The organism is Microlunatus soli (assembly GCF_900105385.1).
Lineage (GTDB): Bacteria > Actinomycetota > Actinomycetes > Propionibacteriales > Propionibacteriaceae > Microlunatus > Microlunatus soli.
This window is the reverse complement of sequence record NZ_LT629772.1, coordinates 2,111,035-2,128,596: the sequence shown is the minus strand read 5'-3', so window position 1 is coordinate 2,128,596 and position 17,562 is coordinate 2,111,035. Positions and strand designations below refer to the sequence as shown.

Sequence of the window (17,562 nt, the reverse complement as noted above, 5' to 3'; positions counted from 1 at the left end):
ATCGGCTCCCAGCTCGGTGTCGCCCGGTCGATAGGGCCGTTCAGTGCCGTTTGGGAGCCGATTGTTCTCGGGTCATCGACGGTGCGTGAAAGCCATCTGAAGGCGACATGAATGAGTGAGCCGGTTGGCTGGCCGGCATGAAATCACATGTCATTGGTCGCATCGGCGCGGCCGAAGCCCTGCTGGCGACCATCCTGCTGACCCTTGGGCCGACCAGCCCTGCCCACGCTAGGGGCTACACCTACTACCCGACGGTCTCGCCAGCAGTGCGGACGAACAACGAGGTCGACACCTCGTTCCCCGGCTGTTACACCTCCTACGCCTGTGTCAAGGTGCCGCACTGCCAAGGGATGCGGCCGACCGACTGGCAGAACTGCCCGATGCGCGAGTTCCTGTTCACCAAGGCGGGGACGTACTCCGTGGCCGACTGGCACGGTTACGGCCACGTCAACAACCGACAGACGGGCGGATGGACGATCCGATTCCTCGGCCGGAACCGGAACCAGCTCTTCTGCATCCCCGCCGGGAACATCGGCATGGTGATGGGGTTCGAACCGGTCTGGTACGTCCAGATCTCGAGCTCGAGCGCCAACTGCACGTGATGCGTCACGCACGCTGTGCGCTCGAGCCGGTTGCCACTGCCAGCTTCGCGCCCAGCTAGCCGGCGCCGTGATCCGCAATTCTCCAGGCGTGGCGGGGGCCGCTGCGTTCGAGGTAGTAGGTCCACGCGTTCGGTCCTGGCTGGTAGGCGATGTCGGCGCCACGGAGGCCGGTGTAATTGAGTTCGACGTCGATCGCCCAATAGGGGCTTTGCCTTCCGTAGCTGGTGTCGTACCGACTTCTGATGATCTTGACGTCGCTCATGGTGCCGATGACCCGGTGGCGTTCGGCCTTGTACAGGCGTTGCTCGTGGGGGTAAAGGGCGGCCAGAGTGTTGAAGTCGCGGTGGTTGAAGGCACGAACGTAGGTGCGAACGACGGTCTCAGGGCTCGCGGTGGATGCCGGGATCGGAACTGAGGCTGTCTGCAGGTTGAGCCGGTATCCGAGACTCCAAGCACCGGCGGTCGTGATCGTGATCAAGATGATGGTTAGCACGATGACTCCGCGCAGCCAGTGAGGCGGAGAGTGTCCGTGGACGCCGCCGACGGTGGCGGTGGTGTGCATGGCCAAATGATGACACAGGACAGCCGGCGGCCCGTTGGCGCTGGGAATCATTTATCGGCCTCCCAGATGCGCCCGACGAGCCGCGGTGAGCACGCGTCAGGTCAGCGGCCTCGGAAAGCACCTGTCCGGCTGGAGCTCGGCGATCGCGCACCCTGCCGCGCCGAGGAGTGCCGCCCACTTGCTCGGTGATTCGACCTCGTTCAAAAGGCCGATGATCATCGATCGATCCGTGACACGATCCGGATCTGGCAACCGGCTGGACGGCCGCTCGCGACGCGTCGAGAGGAAGCGATGAAGATCAACCGGGTACGCATCGGAACAGGGCTGCTGGCCGCCGGCGCGCTCGCAGTAGGCGTCATCGGTTCGGGAGGAACGCCGGTCGCCCAGGCCGAGGACCTCTGCCACGGCAAGCCGGTCACCCAGATGATCGACGAGGACGACGACTTCACGACCCACTACGGCACGGCAGGCGATGATGTCGTTGTGCTGAAGGGATCCGCGTGGTTCACCTATGACGCCAAGGGTGGCGACGACACCATCTGCGTCGGAGGGCACGGTAGTCAGGTCATCGGGGGCGCGGGCGACGACTGGGTGTCGGCTTCGGCAGTGACGGCCTCGGCCAAGATCGTCGGCGGGGTGGGTGATGACAGCCTGGCCGGGTCGGAGAAGAACGACATCATCTTCGGCGGCCCGGGCAGCGATCAGATCACGGGGCTGGCCGGCAATGACGAGATCTATCCGGATCAGCTCGACTTTGATCATGAAAGGGTGACCGAGGACCCGGCGGACACGGTGGATGCAGGTGCCGGGTCGGACATCGTGTCGGTGTCGATCTTGAGCAAGGCTGCCAGCGCCGGCACAGACACGATTCGCGCAGGTTCTGGAGGGGACGCGCTGAAAATCGACGGTGTCGCAGTCGACGTCGATCTGGCGAAGGGGACCGGTCGGGCATCGGCCGGAGGTCCGAGTGATCACTTCTTTGATGTCGAGAGCTTCTGGGCGCAGAGCCCCGCCGACATCACCGGCAGCCGGCATTCGGACTTCATCTCAGTCGGCGGCCACGACAGCCGGGTTGATGCCAAGGGCGGAGCGGACGAGATCGTCGTCACTGGCGGAGACTCCGAGGTGTCGGCAGGGTCCGGCGACGACCGCGTCGATTATCGGGCCGACAAGCAGGGCGGCGTCATCCGGCTCGGGCACGGGCGGGACACGATGCTGGTGCAGGCCGGTCGGGGAGTGGAGGTCGACGGCGGTCCGGGTGACGACCGGTTCCGATTGCTGACCCACGGAGAGGTGGAGGAGGATCCGATCGCGACCGGTCCGATCACCGCGCAGTTCCTCGGGGAGAGCGGGACCGACACGATGAGCTGGGACTGCAGCTCGACAGTGGATGTGGCAGCAGGGACGTTGCACTGCACCCACCGCAAGGCGACAGTCTCGTTCGGCGGGCTGCAGGTCTACCGGGCCACCGAATGGCCGCGGTGGAAGGACACCTTCCGAGGCGGACCGCATCGCGACGTCTTCTACGGCGGCGCGGACGACGACACGATGTACGGCAGCAAGGGAAACGACAAGCTGACCGGCGGCAAGGGCAACGACACTGCCGACGGCGGACCCGGGAGTGACGTCTGCCGTGCCGAGGTCAAGAAGCGCTGCTGATCCGTCGATCCGGCCAGGCAACCCCCCACGTCCGGGCTCGCAAATGATCAACGTCGCCGTCATCAACCGTGCAATGATCACTTTCGCAGATGATCACCTTGGCAGATGATCAACGTCGCGGCGGACCCCGACCGAGGGATTGATCATCTCACCCTTCGTCTCGCGATCAGCTGCCGACGGCGCGATCACCCGTCGCGGTCGACGCCCGACTCCTGTCGGAGCAGCTGCGCCGGAGACTGCTCGGCGGCCAACGAGGCGAGCAGTCGCAGCTTCTCCGCCGTCGGCGAGCCGGGCTCGGCGGTGTAGATCAACATCACCACGCCCGGTTCTGCGGTGACGGCCAGTTCCTCATAGGACAGCACCATCTCGCCGACCTCGGGATGATTGAACCGTTTGGTGCCGGCGCCGTGGGTGCGGACGTCATGGGCACCCCACAACCGGCGGAAGGTCTCGCTCCGGGTGGACAACTCGCCGACGAGTTCCTGCAACCCGCGGTCGTGGGGATCGCGGCCGGCCTCGCGGCGAATGATCGCGACGCACATCTCGGCGAACAGATCCCAATCGGGGTAGAAGTCCCGCGACGCCGGGTCGAGGAACTGGAAACGGGCCAGATTGGGCGTACGGCCACCCTCGCCGACGACCGGTGAATAGAAGACGCGGCCGATCGGGTTGGTCGCCAGCAGGTCCTGCTGCTGGTTGCGGACGAACGCGATGCCGTCGGTGATCGAGGACAACGCCCACTGCAGGCTCGGCCGGGACGCGGGCTGACCCGCGGTGCCGGCGGTGCGGCGCCGGGACCGACCCGAAGTGGGGATGCCGTCGGCAGCCCGAGCAAGATCGAAAAGGTGTGCTCGCTCGGTGTCGTTGAGCTGCAGCGCGTCGGCGATGGCGTCCAATACCGCCGCCGAGGCACCGGCAATGGCGCCCCGCTCGAGCTTGGCGTAGTACTCGACGCTGACGCCGGCCAGGATGGCGACCTCGTTGCGGCGGAGGCCGGCGACCCGCCGATTCCCGCCGGCCGGCAGCCCGGCCTGTGCCGGACTGATCTTGGCCCGCCGTGACATCAGGAATTCGCGGACCTCGGCGCGATTGTCCAGCCGTCGGGTGTCCATGTTCCCGAGAATAGGTCCCGTTCGGCTCGGTTGGGGTGCCCTGGCGGTACACCGATCGACAGGGCCTCCCGCTGGGTGCCGAAACGCTCTCTACTGGAGTTCGTGCAAACCTCTCCACCGGCGTTTCGCGCCCGAAGCCGCCTGCTGCCGGTCCTGCTGCTGGTGCTCACGGTGTTCGGTCCGGTGTCGATGGACCTCTACCTACCGGCACTGCCGGCGCTCACCCGGCAACTGGACGCGGCAACCTCCACCGCGCAACTGACGGTCACCGCCTGCTTGATCGGGTTGGCGCTCGGACAGTTGATCACTGGCCCGTTGTCGGATCGCTTCGGCCGGTCCCGGCCGCTCTATGTCGGTGTGATCGGCTACGTCGTTGCCTCCCTGTTGTGCGCCGTCAGCCCGAGCATCGAGTCGCTGATCATCGCCCGGCTGGTGCAGGGGATCGCCGGTGGTGCCGGCATCGTCATCGCACAAGCGGCCGGACGTGACATCTACACCGGCAACGCGCTGATCCGGTTCTACGGTCGGTTGACGGTGATCGGTGGACTCGCCGCGATCATCGGCCCGCAGCTCGGCGGCCAACTCTCCCGGATCACCGATTGGCGCGGGCTGTTCGTGTTCCTGGCCGCGCTCGGTGCGGTGATCATTGCCGTGATCGCCGTCGTCTATCGCGAGACGTTGCCGACCGATCGCCGCACCGTCGGCGGCTTCGGCCAGATCGGGCGGCATTTCCGAACACTGCTCGACGACCGCCGGTTCGTCGGCGCCGTCCTCACCCAGGGCTTCGCCACGGCGGCGATCTTCGGCTATCTCAGTGGCGCAACCTATGTGCTGCAAGGGATCTACGGATTGTCGCCCCAGCAGTACGCGCTCGCCTTCGGCCTGAATTCGGCCGGCTTCATGCTCTTCGGCTACCTCGCCGGCCGGCTCGTCGAGCACTGGAGCGTGACCGGGACACTGGCCGTCGGGCTGGCGATGGCCGGCGCCGGTGCGCTCGGGCTGCTGGCCTGCGGGCTCGTCGCGCTACCGTTGCCGGTGGTGATCATCTCGCTGTTGATCATGGTCGGCGGGGTTGCTGCCAGCACACCGCCGACAACGACGATCGCCTTGGCCGATTATCCGCAGCTCGCCGGCACGGCGTCGTCGCTGCTCGGCATGGCCCGGTACGCCTTCGGTGGCGTCGCAGCGCCGTTCGTGGGCATCGCCGGTGCCGCGACCATCCTGCCGCTCGGCGTGGTGACCTCGTTGGCGATCCTGCTCGCGGCCATCGCGTTCGTGACTCTGGCTCGGCCGAACAGGACGCGTTCGTCGCGCCGTATCGAGGTGTCGGGCGTCGGCGTCGGCTGAACCGACAGGACGCACCCGGGGCACCGGTCGTCCCGAAATCAAAGAAAAGCAATCCCAGAAACCAACGAGTGCAGGAGTGATCAGCCATGCGTGGAGTTGTTCTCCATTCCGCCGGTGACGTCCGGGTCGAGGACCGCCCGGAGCCGGAGATCATCGAACCGACCGACGCGATCATCCGGATCGCCGCGAGCTGCATCTGCGGCTCGGATCTGTGGCCGTACTGGGGCATCGACCCGGTGACCGAGCCGACACCGATGGGACACGAGTACGTCGGCTTCGTCGAACAGGTCGGTGCCGCGGCCAACAACGTCACGGTCGGTGACTTCGTCGTCGGCTCGTTCTTCGCCTCCGACAACAGCTGTGAGATCTGCCGGGCCGGCTATCAGAGCCGCTGCGTGCACAACGTCCCGATCGGGTCGATCGGCACCTTAGGGTGTGTCTCTTAAATCTCGCGGGGCTGCGCGGCACGCGATCGGCACCTCGCCGTGGCCGGACTCGGTCGACATATCCCGATATGCCTCCCTCGCCGGCCGCGCCGAGGCACTCGACCGCGCACCTGCTCGCTCCCACGCGATTTAAGAGACACACCCTAGGCCGAACGCGCCCGGATCCCGCTGGCCGACGGCACCCTGGTCGCCACCGGAGCCCGACCGACGGCCGAGCAGATCCGGGTGGGCACGTCGGCTACGTCGGCGTCACCCATGGCGTCGCCCTGGACGGCACGGAGCTGTTCTTCTCCGGCGTCCATCTGCACGGCGGCCCGGCGCCGGTTCGCCGATTCCTGCCGGAGCTGATCGACCTGATCATGAACGGGCAGATCGACGCCGGTGCGGTGTTCGACCTGACGCTGCCGTTGGATCGGGCGGCCGACGGCTACCGGGCGATGGACGAGCGGCGCGCGACCAAGGTGCTGCTCACCGTCTGAGCGGCAGCGGCTGCCGACCGGCGACGGCCACTCGGCTGCAGCACCTCAGAGGTCGAAGATCCGTTGCAATTCGTCGTCGTCGGGCATCGTGAACTCCTCCGAGGACGAGCCCGACTGCCGGGGCCGGTCGGCCTGACGCGACGTGCGACGCGGCCCTTCCGAACCGTCGGCCGGACGACGGACCAGGTCCAGCATGTCCAGGGCCTCCCGCAGGGTGGCCGGACGGAGGATCTGCATCTTGTCTGGATCGGCCGGGTCGCTCGGCGCCGTCGGCTCCGGCCGGGTGCTGCGCGGCTCGGCCGGGACGATCGCATGGCTGAACCCGAGTCGGGCCGCCTCGGCGACCCGTCGATCGGTGCCCGGCACCCGGCGCAACTCACCGGCCAGGCCGACCTCGCCGATCGCCACCAGCGTCCGAGGCAGCGGCCGGTCCAGCACGCTGGAGACGATGGACAGCGCGATCGCCAGGTCGGCTCCCGGATCGATCACTCGGGCTCCGCCGACGGTCGAGGCGTACACGTCGTGGGTGTACATCCGGATCGATGCGCGACGTTGCAGGACCGCCAACAGCATCGCCAGCCGACTGTGCTCGATGCCGTGAGTGGTCCGGCGCGGATTGTCCAGTGCGCTCGGCACCGCCAACCCCTGCAGCTCCGCGAGCAGCGGCCGCTTGCCCTCCAGGGTGACCGTGACGCAGGTCCCGGACACCGGCTCCTCGTGCCGGGAGGTGAACAAGCCGGACGGATCCGGCACCTCGACGATGCCGTTCTCTGCCATCTCGAAACAGCCGACCTCGTCGGCCGGGCCGAATCTGTTCTTGGTCGCCCGCACCATCCGGAAACCGGAATTCTTGTCGCCCTCGAAGGCGAGCACGACGTCGACCAGATGCTCCAGCAGCCGCGGCCCGGCGATCGCACCGTCCTTGGTGACGTGGCCGACGATCACCACCGCCATCCCGCGTCGCTTGGCGACCCGGACCAGCGCGGCGGTCACCTCCCGGACCTGACTCGGGCCGCCGGGGGAGCCGTCGGCCTCCGCGGTCCCGACGGTCTGCACCGAGTCCAGCACCATCAGCGACGGCTGGGTCTCCTCGATGTGACCGAGCACGGTGCCGAGGTCGGTCTCTGCGGCCAGGTAGAGCTCGTCGGCCAGGGCGTCGGTGCGGCCGGCGCGCAGCCTGACCTGGGCAGCGGACTCCTCGCCGGTCACGTACAACGTGCGCCGTCCGGCCTTGGCCCACCGGGCCGCGACCTCCAGCAGCAGCGTGGACTTGCCGACGCCGGGCTCGCCGGCCAGCAGCACCACCGCGCCCGGGACCAGGCCGTCGCCGAGCACCCGGTCCAGCTCGCCGACGCCGGTCTTGGCCCGGGTCGCCGCCCGAGCGCTGACCTGTCCGATCGGCATCGCCTTGGACTCCGGCACCTGGGACTGCACCTGCTGCAGCTTGGGCGCGCCCTCCTCGACGACGCTGCCCCAGGTCTGACACTCGCCGCAGCGACCGACCCACTTCGCCGAGGTCCAGCCGCACTCGGTGCAGTGATATCCGGGTCGGTTCTTCGTCTTGGCCATGACGAGCAATCTAGACATTGGTTCCGACACTCCCGCGCTGGACGCCCCGTGTCGACCCGAGCCGGTTCGCCGACTGATCTCGGTCAGCGGGGATTGTCGGCCCGCCACTGCAGGTAGTCGGCGACCGCCGCTCGCAGATCGAAGGCCGGGGCGAATCCGGTATCGGCCCGCAGCCGGCCGATGTCGAGGTAGGGATCGGCCTGAGCTCGACCGCCCCGCGGCTCCGTCAGCGGGAGCCGGAGGTCGGGCCGGACGTCCCGCAACGCTTCGGCCAGCTCCCGGTAGGTGTACGGCCGCCCGCTGGAGACGTTGTAGACCTGGTGCCGCAACGTGTCGGTCGTGATCAGGCCGGCGATCGCTCGGCCGGCATCGACGGAGTAGCAGATGTCGCCGCCGGCGTCGGCCGGGAACGGCGCCGGTTGCTCGCCGCGCAACAGCGCACTGATGGCGGTCACCGCGCCGATGAACGGCGAGTACGGGTCGAACAGGGGTCCCCAGACGCTGCCGATCCGGAGCACGATCGGCCGGACCGAGGTGCCCTGCAGCGCGTTGAGCAGGATCGGTTCGGCGGCCTTCTTGAAGCCGACGATGAGATGGGGCGACGGCACCGTGGGCAGCGAAAGATCTTCGTGCCAAGGGTTCTCGGCCCGGCCGGCGTAGACACCGAGGCTGCTGGCGGTGGCGAGCCGGTCGACGCCCCAGGTCCGCGCGGCGTTGATCACATTGAGCATTCCGGTCGTCTCGTTGCGGAAGAACGCGACCGGGTCGTCCCCGGGCAGTGTGCCGGCCAGGTGGACGATATCGCTGATCCGATGACGGTTGCCGAGCTCGAGCAGGCTGTCGGCGTCGGTGATGTCGAGTTGCTCGACCACGACCCGGTCGGACAGGAAGCTCGGCCGCTCCGTCCGGCGGAAGCAGGTGATCACGACTTCGCGTCCCAGGTCGGACAGTGCTCGTGCGGTCTGTGCGCCGATCGTGCCGAATCCTCCGGTGATCAAGATCATGAGGATGACCGTAGGGGTGGCCGACGGTCGATCTCTTGTATTGATCGCGCATCCTGCGGCGGCCGGGCCGCGCTCGTCCCGAGGCCGCGCTTGTCCCGAGGCCGCGCTCTTCCCCGGGCACCGCGCAGCCAGGATGAGCGCTCGGCCTGGAACCACCGGAGTCAGCGCGGTTGCGGTATCCCGCCGAGGAACGGCCGATAGGAGGCGGCATGGTCGTGTCCGCAGCCGCAGCGGTCGCGATCCGTGCCCAGCAACCGTCGTGGCGTGACGCCGGTCAGCCGCATGCACTCGTGGGTCAGGTGCGGCTGGTCGGTGTAGCCGACGCGTGCGGCGAGATCGGTCACCCGCAGCGTCCGGGCATCGTCCGCGCCCGCTTGCGCCAGCGACAGATAGCCCTGCAGCCGCAAGGTGCGCTGCAGGGTCTTCGGGCTCGTCCCGATCCCTCGATCGAAGCGTCGGCGCAGCTGGCTCTCCGAGATCGACAGCTCGCTCGCGATCGTTGCCACCGCCGCCGGTCGCCACGGCATCAGTCGCCGGACGGCCTCGGTGATCAAGCGGTCTGCCGTCGGCGCTCGGCGAAGCCGACTGATCACCGTGTCCTGCAGCAGCTGCAACGCGCGGTCCGCCCGGCCGGACCGCGCGAGTTGATCACCCAATCGGACCGCCGATCCGCCCCACAATTGCGCCAGCGGCACCACCTGGTCGGTCAGCTCCCGGGCCGGGACTGCCGACAGCGGAGCGAACGCACCGGGCCAGAAGCGGATGCCGATGATGATCGCCCCGGGTTCGAGCGGCTCGACCCGGGCGCAGGTCAGCGGGCCGAGCAGCCGGATCGGACGGCCGAGGGTGGCCTGCAGTTCGATGCCTCCGGTCGGCAGATGGCGCTGCACCGCGCCGTCGGCGGCGACCCGTTGGATCCACACCGTCCGGACGGCATGCCGCAGGTCCGGATGAGGCAGCTGTTCGTCGTACGTGCCAGGCTCGTCGTAGCCGCCGGCCCGGTCGTCGTTGCCCACCGTCCCCGGGTACACGGGTTCACCGGTGGAGCGGCCGCGAGCCGGTCGGACGCGGGCGCCTGGGGTCTGCACGCCGTCATCCTTGCACCCAGGGCTGCCATCCACGGCCGTTCCGTCGGCGGCGTTGCCCGGCGGGTGGTCGGAGCGTCGATGGCCGGTCGCTGTCGGCGCTCGCCGCTACCGTCTCGGGCATGCCCACTCGCTATGTCGGCGTGCTGATCGCCGAGAGTCTCCAAGTCGGCCCGGTCCTCGACGCGAGGATGACCGTGACCCGGATCCGTCGGGTCCGGCCGGACGGCACCAGCGCCGAGCAGCCGCCGATCTGGACGCTGCTGGACATCGAGGTCGATCCCGCCGACGCAGAGGATCTCGCCGGGTCGTTGTCGGAGGTGCTCGACCGGCCGGGCTGGTACGCCGACTACCGGACCGACACCGACGTGTACGTGATCTTCCCCGGGCGGGTCTTCCACTACCCGCGCGGTGATCACGCCGGTCGGGCCGAAGCCGTCGAGTTCGGACGCCGGCTGGCGGTTCCCGAATCGCAACTGGACTGGCCCGTCTGACCCCAGGAGCCGGGCCATGCCGGACCCGGCCCACCTCACGTGTGCTGGTCCGGATCCTCCCAGTAGTAGCACTCCGGATCGTAGACGGCCGGCACCGGGTGCGCCCAGGTGTTGACGTAGCCGTTCAGGGCCAGATTGTTCCGTCGGGGCACGTTGCGCAGCGCCTTCTTCACCACCACGACCTGCGGGAAGTTGGCCACACACCCCATGAAGAACGGGCCGTCGGTGATGTGGATCTTGATCATCTCCCAGACCAGCTGGGTCCGCTTGGTCTCGTCGGGTTCGATCTTGCTCTGATCGTAGAGATCCCAGAGCTTCTTGATCGGTCCGTCGGCTTCCGGCTCCATCCGCGGCGGATGCCGCTTCCACGGCGCGAGGTTGCTCTCGGTCGCATTGGTCTTGGTGCCGAGCAACGAGTACCACCGCCCCTGCAGCGGTGCCCAGCGGGCCGACTCGATCGGCACCAGCCACGGCGGGTACACCAGATGGTTGGAGCCGTCGCTGGCCTCCCAGTTGCTGTGCGTCATCAGCTTGCCGGCTGACCACTCGTCACCGAAGCTCTGCGGCGGCACCGGATTCATCGGCATCTTCAGCCCGACCGCCTTGAGGTCGGAGACCAGTTGCTTGTCCTTGGTCAGATGCTCGGCCGACTCGTCGGCCTGGTAGTCCAGCCGCAGTTTCAGCGGTTTGCCGTTCGGCAGGGTCCGGATGCCGTCGCTGCCGGCCTTCAGGCCGATCTCGTCCAGCAGCTTCTTGGCCTTGTCGGGGTTGTACTCGACGTAGGAGTCGCGCCACTGGTTGTAGATCTTCTTGCCCTCGGCGCCGGTCCGATACTCGCTCGCCTTCGGGCTCATCGTGCCGGTGGTGGCCTCCCCGGTGTTGAAGTAGAGCGCCTTGCGCAGCGCCTCTCGGTTGAAGGCGTGCGAGACCGCCTGACGGAACTTGGGCTCGCGGATGATCTTCCGGATGTCGTCGTCGTAGTAGTCGTAGTTGAAGAACAGCATCGAACCGGTGCCCGATCCGCTGTCCCACAAGATCACTTCGGTCTCGGCCTTGGCCGCGCTCTTCCGCAGGCCCTCGACGTCGTTCAGGCTGATCTGATTGAAGGCGCCGTGGCAGTAGTCGACCGATCCCTGCTGGAGTTGCAGTTTTCCGGCTTCGGCGTCGGTCACCACGGTGAACTGGATCTCGTCCAGATACGGAAGTTGATCACCGTTGGGCATCACACACCAGTAGTACGGGTTGCGTTCGAGGACGACGCCCTTGTTGGAGTCGAACGACTTGCACCGGAAGCCGATCATGGTCGGGCAGTCGGGATTGCGGTGCCAGTCGGCCTTGGACTCCATCAGCCCGCCGACGGTGTCCCAGTCGTCGGGCACCTTCTTGTTGTACTTGGGATGGAACTGCTTCAGGTAGTGACTCGGCATCATCCAGGCCGCGCCGTTCTTGCCGATGTTGCCGTTCACCCAGGTGGCCAGCCGGTCGGCGGTCAGCGGTGCGGGCGCGTCGAATTTCAGTTTCAACGTGAAGTCGTCGACCGCATCGAACGTGGCCAGGGTGCCCTTCCCGGAACGCGCCTCGTCCGGCGGCGTCTGTGCCATCTTCTGAGGGAGCACCAGGTCGTCCCACCAGAACATGATGTTGTCCGTCGTCCACGGTTTGCCGTCGGACCACCTGAGTCCCTTGCGGAAGTGGAACGTCCACTCGCTCGCGTCGTCGTTGGATTCCCAGCTCTCGACCAGCCCGGGGCCGATGTCCTGACCGTCATTCAGATAGCGCAGCGGCGAGTGGCCGTAGAAGAACTCGCGGTCGGAGTCTGCGCTGGTGGCGCCCTGGGTGGACAACACGTTCATGTTCAGCTTGCCGCCGTACTTGCCCGCCTTCACCCACTTGTGCGGGATCACGTACGGATTGTCCGGCAGCCGCTCCGCGACCGGTGACAGTCCTTTGCCGTCCAGGGTCGGTGACTGTTGATATTTACCCGGCGCGGCGATCGGCTTGGTTGCCGACCCCTTTGCCGCCGAGCTGCTGCTGGCACCGGACCCGCTGGTCGAGTCAGTGCTTCCCGTGCAGGCCTGCAGCGCGGCGCCGCCGGCCAACACCGCCGACCCGTAGAGAAAACCACGGCGGGTCACCCGAGATCTGTTCATCTTCGCCCAACTCCTCGCCCGACATCTTTGTCAGAGCACGAGGCGACAACCGCCCGGCCCCCGGCTGTGATCGGCAGACCGTCCACGCGCGAGGGGTTCACACCGGGTGCTGCGTTGCCACCAGGCTCTCGTGTGCACAGATGGTATAGCGCTTAACCTGTACTTGTCTGCAGGCCGTCTCAGAACGGGGTTCGGAGCGGGATCGTGCGGAGGCGGCCGTGAACTAGACCAGCTCGGCGGCGGTGCGGAGCACCAGGCGATTCGCCTCCGGCTCGCCGACGGTGATCCGCAGGCCGGCATCGGGGGCGTCGACGAACGGGCGGACCATCAATCCGGCGGCGGTGAACTGCTGCGCCCAGTCGGCGGTCCGGTCGCCGGCGGCCAGCCAAACGAAGTTGGACTGGCTGTCCGGCACGGTCAGGCCGAGCTGCCGAAGGCCGTCGGCGAGCGTGTCCCGTTCCTTGATCAACTCCTGGACCCGGTGCAACAGCTCGTCCTCGGCCGCCAACGAGGCGACGGCCGCGGCCTGGGCCGGCAACGACACTCCGAACGGCGCGGACGCCGCTCGGACCGCACCGGCGATCGCAGGGTCGGCGACGCAGTAGCCGACCCGGAATCCGGCCAGCCCGTAGGCCTTGGAGAAGGTCCGCAGTGAGGCGACGTTCGGCCCGATCAACTCCAGCCCACGAGCGCGGTTGGGGGCAGTGCCGAATTCGACGTAGGCCTCGTCGATGACGATCATGATGTGGTCGGGCACGTCGTCGATGAAGGCCGCGAGTCGATCATGGTCGACGATCGGTCCGGTCGGATTGTTGGGCGTACAGACCATGATCACTTTGGTGGCCGGCGTGACCGCGCGACGAAGTGCCTCGAGATCATGTCCGGCGTCCGGTCCGTTGGGCACCTGGACGCTGCGGGCACCGGTGAGCTGGACCGCGATCGGGTAGGCCTCGAAGCTGCGCCACGGATAGACGACCTCGTCGCCCTCGCCGGCCAGGGCCTGCAGCAGGTTGTAGAGCACGGCGACCGACCCGGTGCCGATGGCGAGCTGATCCTCACCGACCTGATGTTTGTCGGCCAGTGCGACGATCAGCTCCGAGTTCGCCATGTCCGGGTAGCGGTTCATCCGCTCACAGGCCGCCTGGGTGGCGGCCAACACGCCGGGCAACGGGGGATAGGGGTTCTCGTTGCTGGACAGCTTGAACGAGACTCCGCCCGGTCCCGATGGTGCGGGCTTGCCCGGCCGATAGGGCGGAACGGACGCGATGGCCGACCGGATCTGTGGCGGCATCGTTTACAGCCGGACTTCGCCGGCGGGAGTCTGGAAGGTTGCCGCCAGCACGCCCGGCTGGCCGTTCGGTGCGGACCAGGAGATGTCGACCTCGGGCAGCGCGCCGTCGGCGTCGCCGCCCATCCAGTCGTTCACCCGATCCGGATCGCCGGCGATCTCCAGGCCGGTCAGCCGGATCACCGGCTCCGATGGCGCATCATCGGCGTACTGCTTGGAGGGGTGCAGCCCCATGTCGCTCAGCCAGTGCACGAAGAACGGCAGCTGCGGATCGGCCTGCAGGCCCTTGACGCCGATCTGCTTCCAGGAGAGCTCTTCGCCGGTCGGCAGGTGTCGATTGCCGGGGACGGCCTCGCGGCCCAGCCGCTGCTCCACCGGGCCGAGATCGTCCACCCGGACCACCCAGCCGAGCCAGCCGCCGCCGTCGGACGACCGGGCGCGGACCGCCTGACCGAAGGGGGCCTTGTCGGCTGCCGGGTGATCGAGCACCTCGACCACCTCGAAATAGGTGTCGCCGGCCATCGGCAGCGTCCAGTTGCGGGTGCCGAAGCGGGGATGGAATCCGCCGTCGACGAAGCGTGCCCCAAGCTTGTCACCGAGTCGCTCGGCGGTGGCGGCTGCGCCTTCGGGGCCGGCTGCGAACGAGAGGTGATCGAGTTTCATACCGACATGCTGCCCGACGATGCTCCCACCCGCACACCCGGGTGCCGCCCGAGTGCCGCCCACCCCTCGTTCCCGCGCACTTTCGACCGTCCAGCGCGGGATAGAACCTGCGCGGGAACGTCAAACCTGCGCGGGAACGTCGGTTTCAGTCGGCGGGGTCGGCGGGATGCCGGAGCAGAGTGCCGCGGCGGGACTCGAACTCCTCGCAGTACTGCTTGAGCAGTTGGTAGCCCTTCTTGCCCATCAGCGCCACCAACTCGGGCTTGTTGTTGACGTAGACCGGTTCGCGACCGTGGTGTGCCTCGGTGTTGGCCGTGCAGTACCAGTCCAGGTCGTGACCGCCCGGACCCCACCCGTCCCGGGAGTACTCACCGATGCTGACCTCGGTGTAGTTGGTCCCGTCGGTGCGCTCGACCTCGCGGAACTGCCGGCGGATCGGCAGCTGCCAGCAGACGTCGGGTTTGGTCTCGTGGAAGTGCCGGCCCTGCTTGTTGGCCAGATGGTGCAGCGCACATCCGTAGCCGCCCGGGAAATCCTTGCTGTTGTGAAAGATGCAGGCCCCGTCGACGACCCGGGTCTTGCGATCGGGCTCCTCGCCGGGGGAGACGGTGTCGTCGTCCTCCAACTCGACCCAGCCACGCTTCTTGCCCTCTTTGTAGTGCTCCCACAGATCCGGCGTGAGCTGCTTGACCGCCTTCTTGACCCGCTTCTCGTCGTCGGCGTCGGCGAAATGCGCACCCAGCGTGCAGCAGCCGTTCTCCGGCGCATCGGCGTAGATCCCGGGACACCCGGCACCGAAGATGCATTCCCAGCGGGAGGTGAGCCAGGTCAGGTCGAGCCGGTACACCTCCGTGTCGTCTTCCGGGTTGGTGAATTCTGCATACGCCCGGGGAAAACCCATCATGACTTCCGGCACGGCGGCAGCCTACGCGCCTGGTTCGCCCGATCGTGCGGCGCCGTACCGTTCGCGCGCCGTGGAATGCCGAACGCGGGCCGCGCTGTCGGCCCGATCCGGCTTCGGTCACCCTTGCCGAGCGCTGATTCGGACCTGATCCGACCCTGACCGACACCGGAGCGTGACCGCGAACCTGTGCTCGGCTGCCCCGGGTCGCACTACATTGGAGGTTGTGTCAGACAACCCAAGCCAGCCGCGGACGCCGGTCCAGGTCGGGCTCTCGACCTCCTCGGTCTACCCCGAAACCACCTCCAGTGCGTTCGAACTCGCCGGCCGACTGGGCTACGACGGAATCGAGTTGATGGTCGGTATCGACCCGGTCTCGACCGACATCGACGCGGTCCAGAAGCTGCGCGACTACCACCAGATCCCGGTGCTGTCGGTGCATGCGCCCTGCCTGCTGATCAGTCAGCACATCTGGGGCAACGACAACTGGGCCAAGCTGGAGCGATCGGCCAAGGCCGCCCGGCAACTCGATGCCGATGTGGTCGTGGTGCACCCGCCGTTCCGCTGGCAACGCGAATACGCCCGTGATTTCGTGTCGCGGCTGCGTGACCTGTCGGACCGCAGCGGCGTCCGGTTCTGCCTGGAGAACATGTATCCCTGGCGGATCGCCGGCACCGAGATGAAGGCCTACCTGCCGCAGTGGGACCCCAGTGAGCTCGAGTACGAGGACCTCACCCTGGACTTCTCCCACGCCTCGACCGCCGGCCAGCAGTCGCTGGAGCTGGCCAAGACCTGGGGCGATCGGCTGGGCCACGTGCACCTGACCGATGGCACCGGTTCGATGAAGGACGAGCACCTGGTGCCCGGCCGCGGCAATCAGCATGCCGGCGCGGTGCTGCAGCACCTGGTCGGCAGCGGCTTCTCCGGTCACGTCGTGCTCGAGGTCAACTCCCGCCGCAGCGGGACCCGCGCCCAGCGGGAGATCGATCTGTCGGAGTCCCTCGCCTTTGCCCGGATGCACCTCGAACGAGCCGCGCTGCCGGCCTTCGCCGGCGACACCGCCGGCACCGCCGACGTGCTGTCCTGACCTCGTTCGGGCTGCGCCACGTCCCGCTCGGATATCGGCGGGACGGCCGAGTCCCTCGACGGCCCCGCGTCGTCTAATCTGGCCGGACGACATGGGGCACCATCGTCGGTGGTGACGGTGAAGGAGGGTGGCGGATGTTGCGAGAGGCACTGCTCGGTGTGTCGCGGAACGCGTCGGTGAAGAAGTTGATCATCGGCTTCCCGCCGACCAGGGAACTGGTCAAGGCCTTCGTCGCCGGCGAGGCGTCGGCCGATGCGATCGGTACCACCCGCGGGCTGCAGCAGACCGGGCGCACCGTGACCATTGATCATCTCGGTGAGGACTGCACCTCGGTCGAATTGGCCGACCAGGCCGCACAGGCCTACGTCGATCTCCTTGATCAACTCCGGGTCGCGGGACTGGCCGAGCAGGCCGAGGTGTCGGTCAAGTTGTCGGCGATCGGTCAGGACCTTGCCGACGACGGCAACGCCCGCGCCGTGGCCAACGCCAGACGGATCTGTCAGGCCGCCCGAGACGCCGGCACCGCGGTCACCATCGACATGGAGGATCACTCCAAGACCGACGCCACCCTGGAGGCGGTATCCGAACTCCGCAAGGACTTCGGTGACCTCGGCGTCGTGCTGCAGTCCTACCTGCGGCGGACCGAGGAGGACTGCCGCCGGCTGGCCGAGGCCGGCTCCCGGGTCCGGCTGGTCAAGGGGGCCTATTCCGAATCACACGATGTCGCGCACACCGACCGGCACGAGATCGACAAGGCCTTCGTACGCTGCCTGAAGATCTTGATCGAGGGCGACGGCTATCCGATGATCGCCACCCACGACCGCCGGCTCACTGCGATCGCCGAGACGCTGGCGATCAAGGCCGCCCGCAAGCCGGGCGATCTTGAGTTCCAGATGCTGTACGGGATCGGCGTCGCCGAGCAGGAACGCCTGCTGCACAAGGGACATCGGGTCCGCGTCTACCTCCCGTACGGGTCGGATTGGTACGGCTATCTGGTCCGCCGACTGGCCGAACGCCCCGCCAACCTCTTCCTGCTCGCCGGTGCCGTCACGCACCGGGTCGTCAACGGCCCCACCGCTCGACACTCCGCCATCCCGTCGCGCCGCTGACCGAA

General features: G+C 67.7%; 17 protein-coding genes. 7 read left to right on the top strand and 10 right to left on the bottom strand.

Annotated features, from left to right (window positions below):
* Positions 1-137 precede the first annotated feature (137 nt).
* Positions 138-602 carry a hypothetical protein gene (locus tag BLU38_RS09930; protein WP_091523758.1) on the top strand — a complete coding sequence of 155 codons (465 nt, stop codon included), beginning with the start codon at positions 138-140 and terminating at the stop codon, positions 600-602.
* A 55-nt stretch (positions 603-657) separates the two neighbouring features.
* Here BLU38_RS09930 and BLU38_RS09925 read toward each other — a convergent pair whose 3' ends face one another.
* Positions 658-1,164, bottom strand: coding sequence for a hypothetical protein (locus BLU38_RS09925; RefSeq protein WP_091523754.1), 507 nt, complete (start codon positions 1,162-1,164; stop codon positions 658-660).
* 291 nt (positions 1,165-1,455) lie between these two features.
* On the opposite strand from BLU38_RS09925, the gene BLU38_RS09920 reads away from it, so the two are divergent.
* Entirely contained in the window at positions 1,456-2,823 is a 1,368-nt protein-coding gene (locus tag BLU38_RS09920) for a calcium-binding protein (RefSeq protein WP_091523750.1), read from the top strand.
* Between the two features lie 185 nt (positions 2,824-3,008).
* Here BLU38_RS09920 and BLU38_RS09915 read toward each other — a convergent pair whose 3' ends face one another.
* Positions 3,009-3,935, bottom strand: a complete 927-nt coding sequence (locus BLU38_RS09915) for a helix-turn-helix transcriptional regulator (protein WP_231920260.1) — start codon at positions 3,933-3,935, stop codon at positions 3,009-3,011.
* A gap of 102 nt (positions 3,936-4,037) precedes the next feature.
* On the opposite strand from BLU38_RS09915, the gene BLU38_RS09910 reads away from it, so the two are divergent.
* Both BLU38_RS09910 and BLU38_RS32475 read left to right on the top strand, forming a co-directional pair.
* Positions 4,038-5,282 (top strand): multidrug effflux MFS transporter, encoded by a 1,245-nt coding sequence (locus tag BLU38_RS09910; protein WP_231920259.1) that lies wholly within the window; start codon positions 4,038-4,040, stop codon positions 5,280-5,282.
* A gap of 86 nt (positions 5,283-5,368) precedes the next feature.
* On the top strand, positions 5,369-5,728 hold the full coding sequence (locus BLU38_RS32475; RefSeq protein ID WP_091523747.1) for an alcohol dehydrogenase catalytic domain-containing protein: 360 nt from the start codon (positions 5,369-5,371) through the stop codon (positions 5,726-5,728).
* 143 nt (positions 5,729-5,871) lie between these two features.
* Here BLU38_RS32475 and BLU38_RS32470 read toward each other — a convergent pair whose 3' ends face one another.
* The 4 genes from BLU38_RS32470 to BLU38_RS09885 form a co-directional block, all read right to left on the bottom strand.
* Positions 5,872-6,030 carry a hypothetical protein gene (locus BLU38_RS32470; RefSeq protein WP_456238083.1) on the bottom strand — a complete coding sequence of 53 codons (159 nt, stop codon included), beginning with the start codon at positions 6,028-6,030 and terminating at the stop codon, positions 5,872-5,874.
* A gap of 222 nt (positions 6,031-6,252) precedes the next feature.
* Complete coding sequence (gene radA, locus BLU38_RS09895; RefSeq protein WP_091523743.1) at positions 6,253-7,776, bottom strand: DNA repair protein RadA; 1,524 nt, start codon at positions 7,774-7,776, stop codon at positions 6,253-6,255.
* Between the two features lie 83 nt (positions 7,777-7,859).
* On the bottom strand, positions 7,860-8,780 hold the full coding sequence (locus tag BLU38_RS09890) for an NAD-dependent epimerase/dehydratase family protein (protein ID WP_091523740.1): 921 nt from the start codon (positions 8,778-8,780) through the stop codon (positions 7,860-7,862).
* 161 nt (positions 8,781-8,941) lie between these two features.
* Complete coding sequence (locus BLU38_RS09885) at positions 8,942-9,868, bottom strand: helix-turn-helix transcriptional regulator (protein ID WP_231920258.1); 927 nt, start codon at positions 9,866-9,868, stop codon at positions 8,942-8,944.
* A 119-nt stretch (positions 9,869-9,987) separates the two neighbouring features.
* On the opposite strand from BLU38_RS09885, the gene BLU38_RS09880 reads away from it, so the two are divergent.
* Positions 9,988-10,359: a hypothetical protein gene (locus tag BLU38_RS09880; protein ID WP_091523733.1), complete on the top strand. Its 372-nt coding sequence runs from the start codon at positions 9,988-9,990 to the stop codon at positions 10,357-10,359.
* 35 nt (positions 10,360-10,394) lie between these two features.
* On the opposite strand, the gene BLU38_RS09875 is transcribed toward BLU38_RS09880, so the two are convergent.
* From BLU38_RS09875 to BLU38_RS09860, 4 genes are all read right to left on the bottom strand, one after another.
* Positions 10,395-12,509, bottom strand: coding sequence for an ABC transporter substrate-binding protein (locus BLU38_RS09875; protein ID WP_091523730.1), 2,115 nt, complete (start codon positions 12,507-12,509; stop codon positions 10,395-10,397).
* Positions 12,510-12,732: 223 nt separating this feature from the next.
* Positions 12,733-13,800: a histidinol-phosphate transaminase gene (gene hisC, locus BLU38_RS09870; protein WP_091523726.1), complete on the bottom strand. Its 1,068-nt coding sequence runs from the start codon at positions 13,798-13,800 to the stop codon at positions 12,733-12,735.
* A 3-nt stretch (positions 13,801-13,803) separates the two neighbouring features.
* On the bottom strand, positions 13,804-14,460 hold the full coding sequence (locus tag BLU38_RS09865; protein ID WP_091523723.1) for a VOC family protein: 657 nt from the start codon (positions 14,458-14,460) through the stop codon (positions 13,804-13,806).
* Between the two features lie 145 nt (positions 14,461-14,605).
* On the bottom strand, positions 14,606-15,376 hold the full coding sequence (locus BLU38_RS09860; protein ID WP_091523719.1) for a hypothetical protein: 771 nt from the start codon (positions 15,374-15,376) through the stop codon (positions 14,606-14,608).
* A gap of 211 nt (positions 15,377-15,587) precedes the next feature.
* On the opposite strand from BLU38_RS09860, the gene BLU38_RS09855 reads away from it, so the two are divergent.
* Together BLU38_RS09855 and BLU38_RS09850 are read left to right on the top strand one after the other, a co-directional pair.
* Positions 15,588-16,448, top strand: a complete 861-nt coding sequence (locus tag BLU38_RS09855) for a sugar phosphate isomerase/epimerase family protein (RefSeq protein ID WP_091523716.1) — start codon at positions 15,588-15,590, stop codon at positions 16,446-16,448.
* 134 nt (positions 16,449-16,582) lie between these two features.
* Positions 16,583-17,557, top strand: coding sequence for a proline dehydrogenase family protein (locus tag BLU38_RS09850; RefSeq protein WP_091523713.1), 975 nt, complete (start codon positions 16,583-16,585; stop codon positions 17,555-17,557).
* Positions 17,558-17,562: the final 5 nt, after the last annotated feature.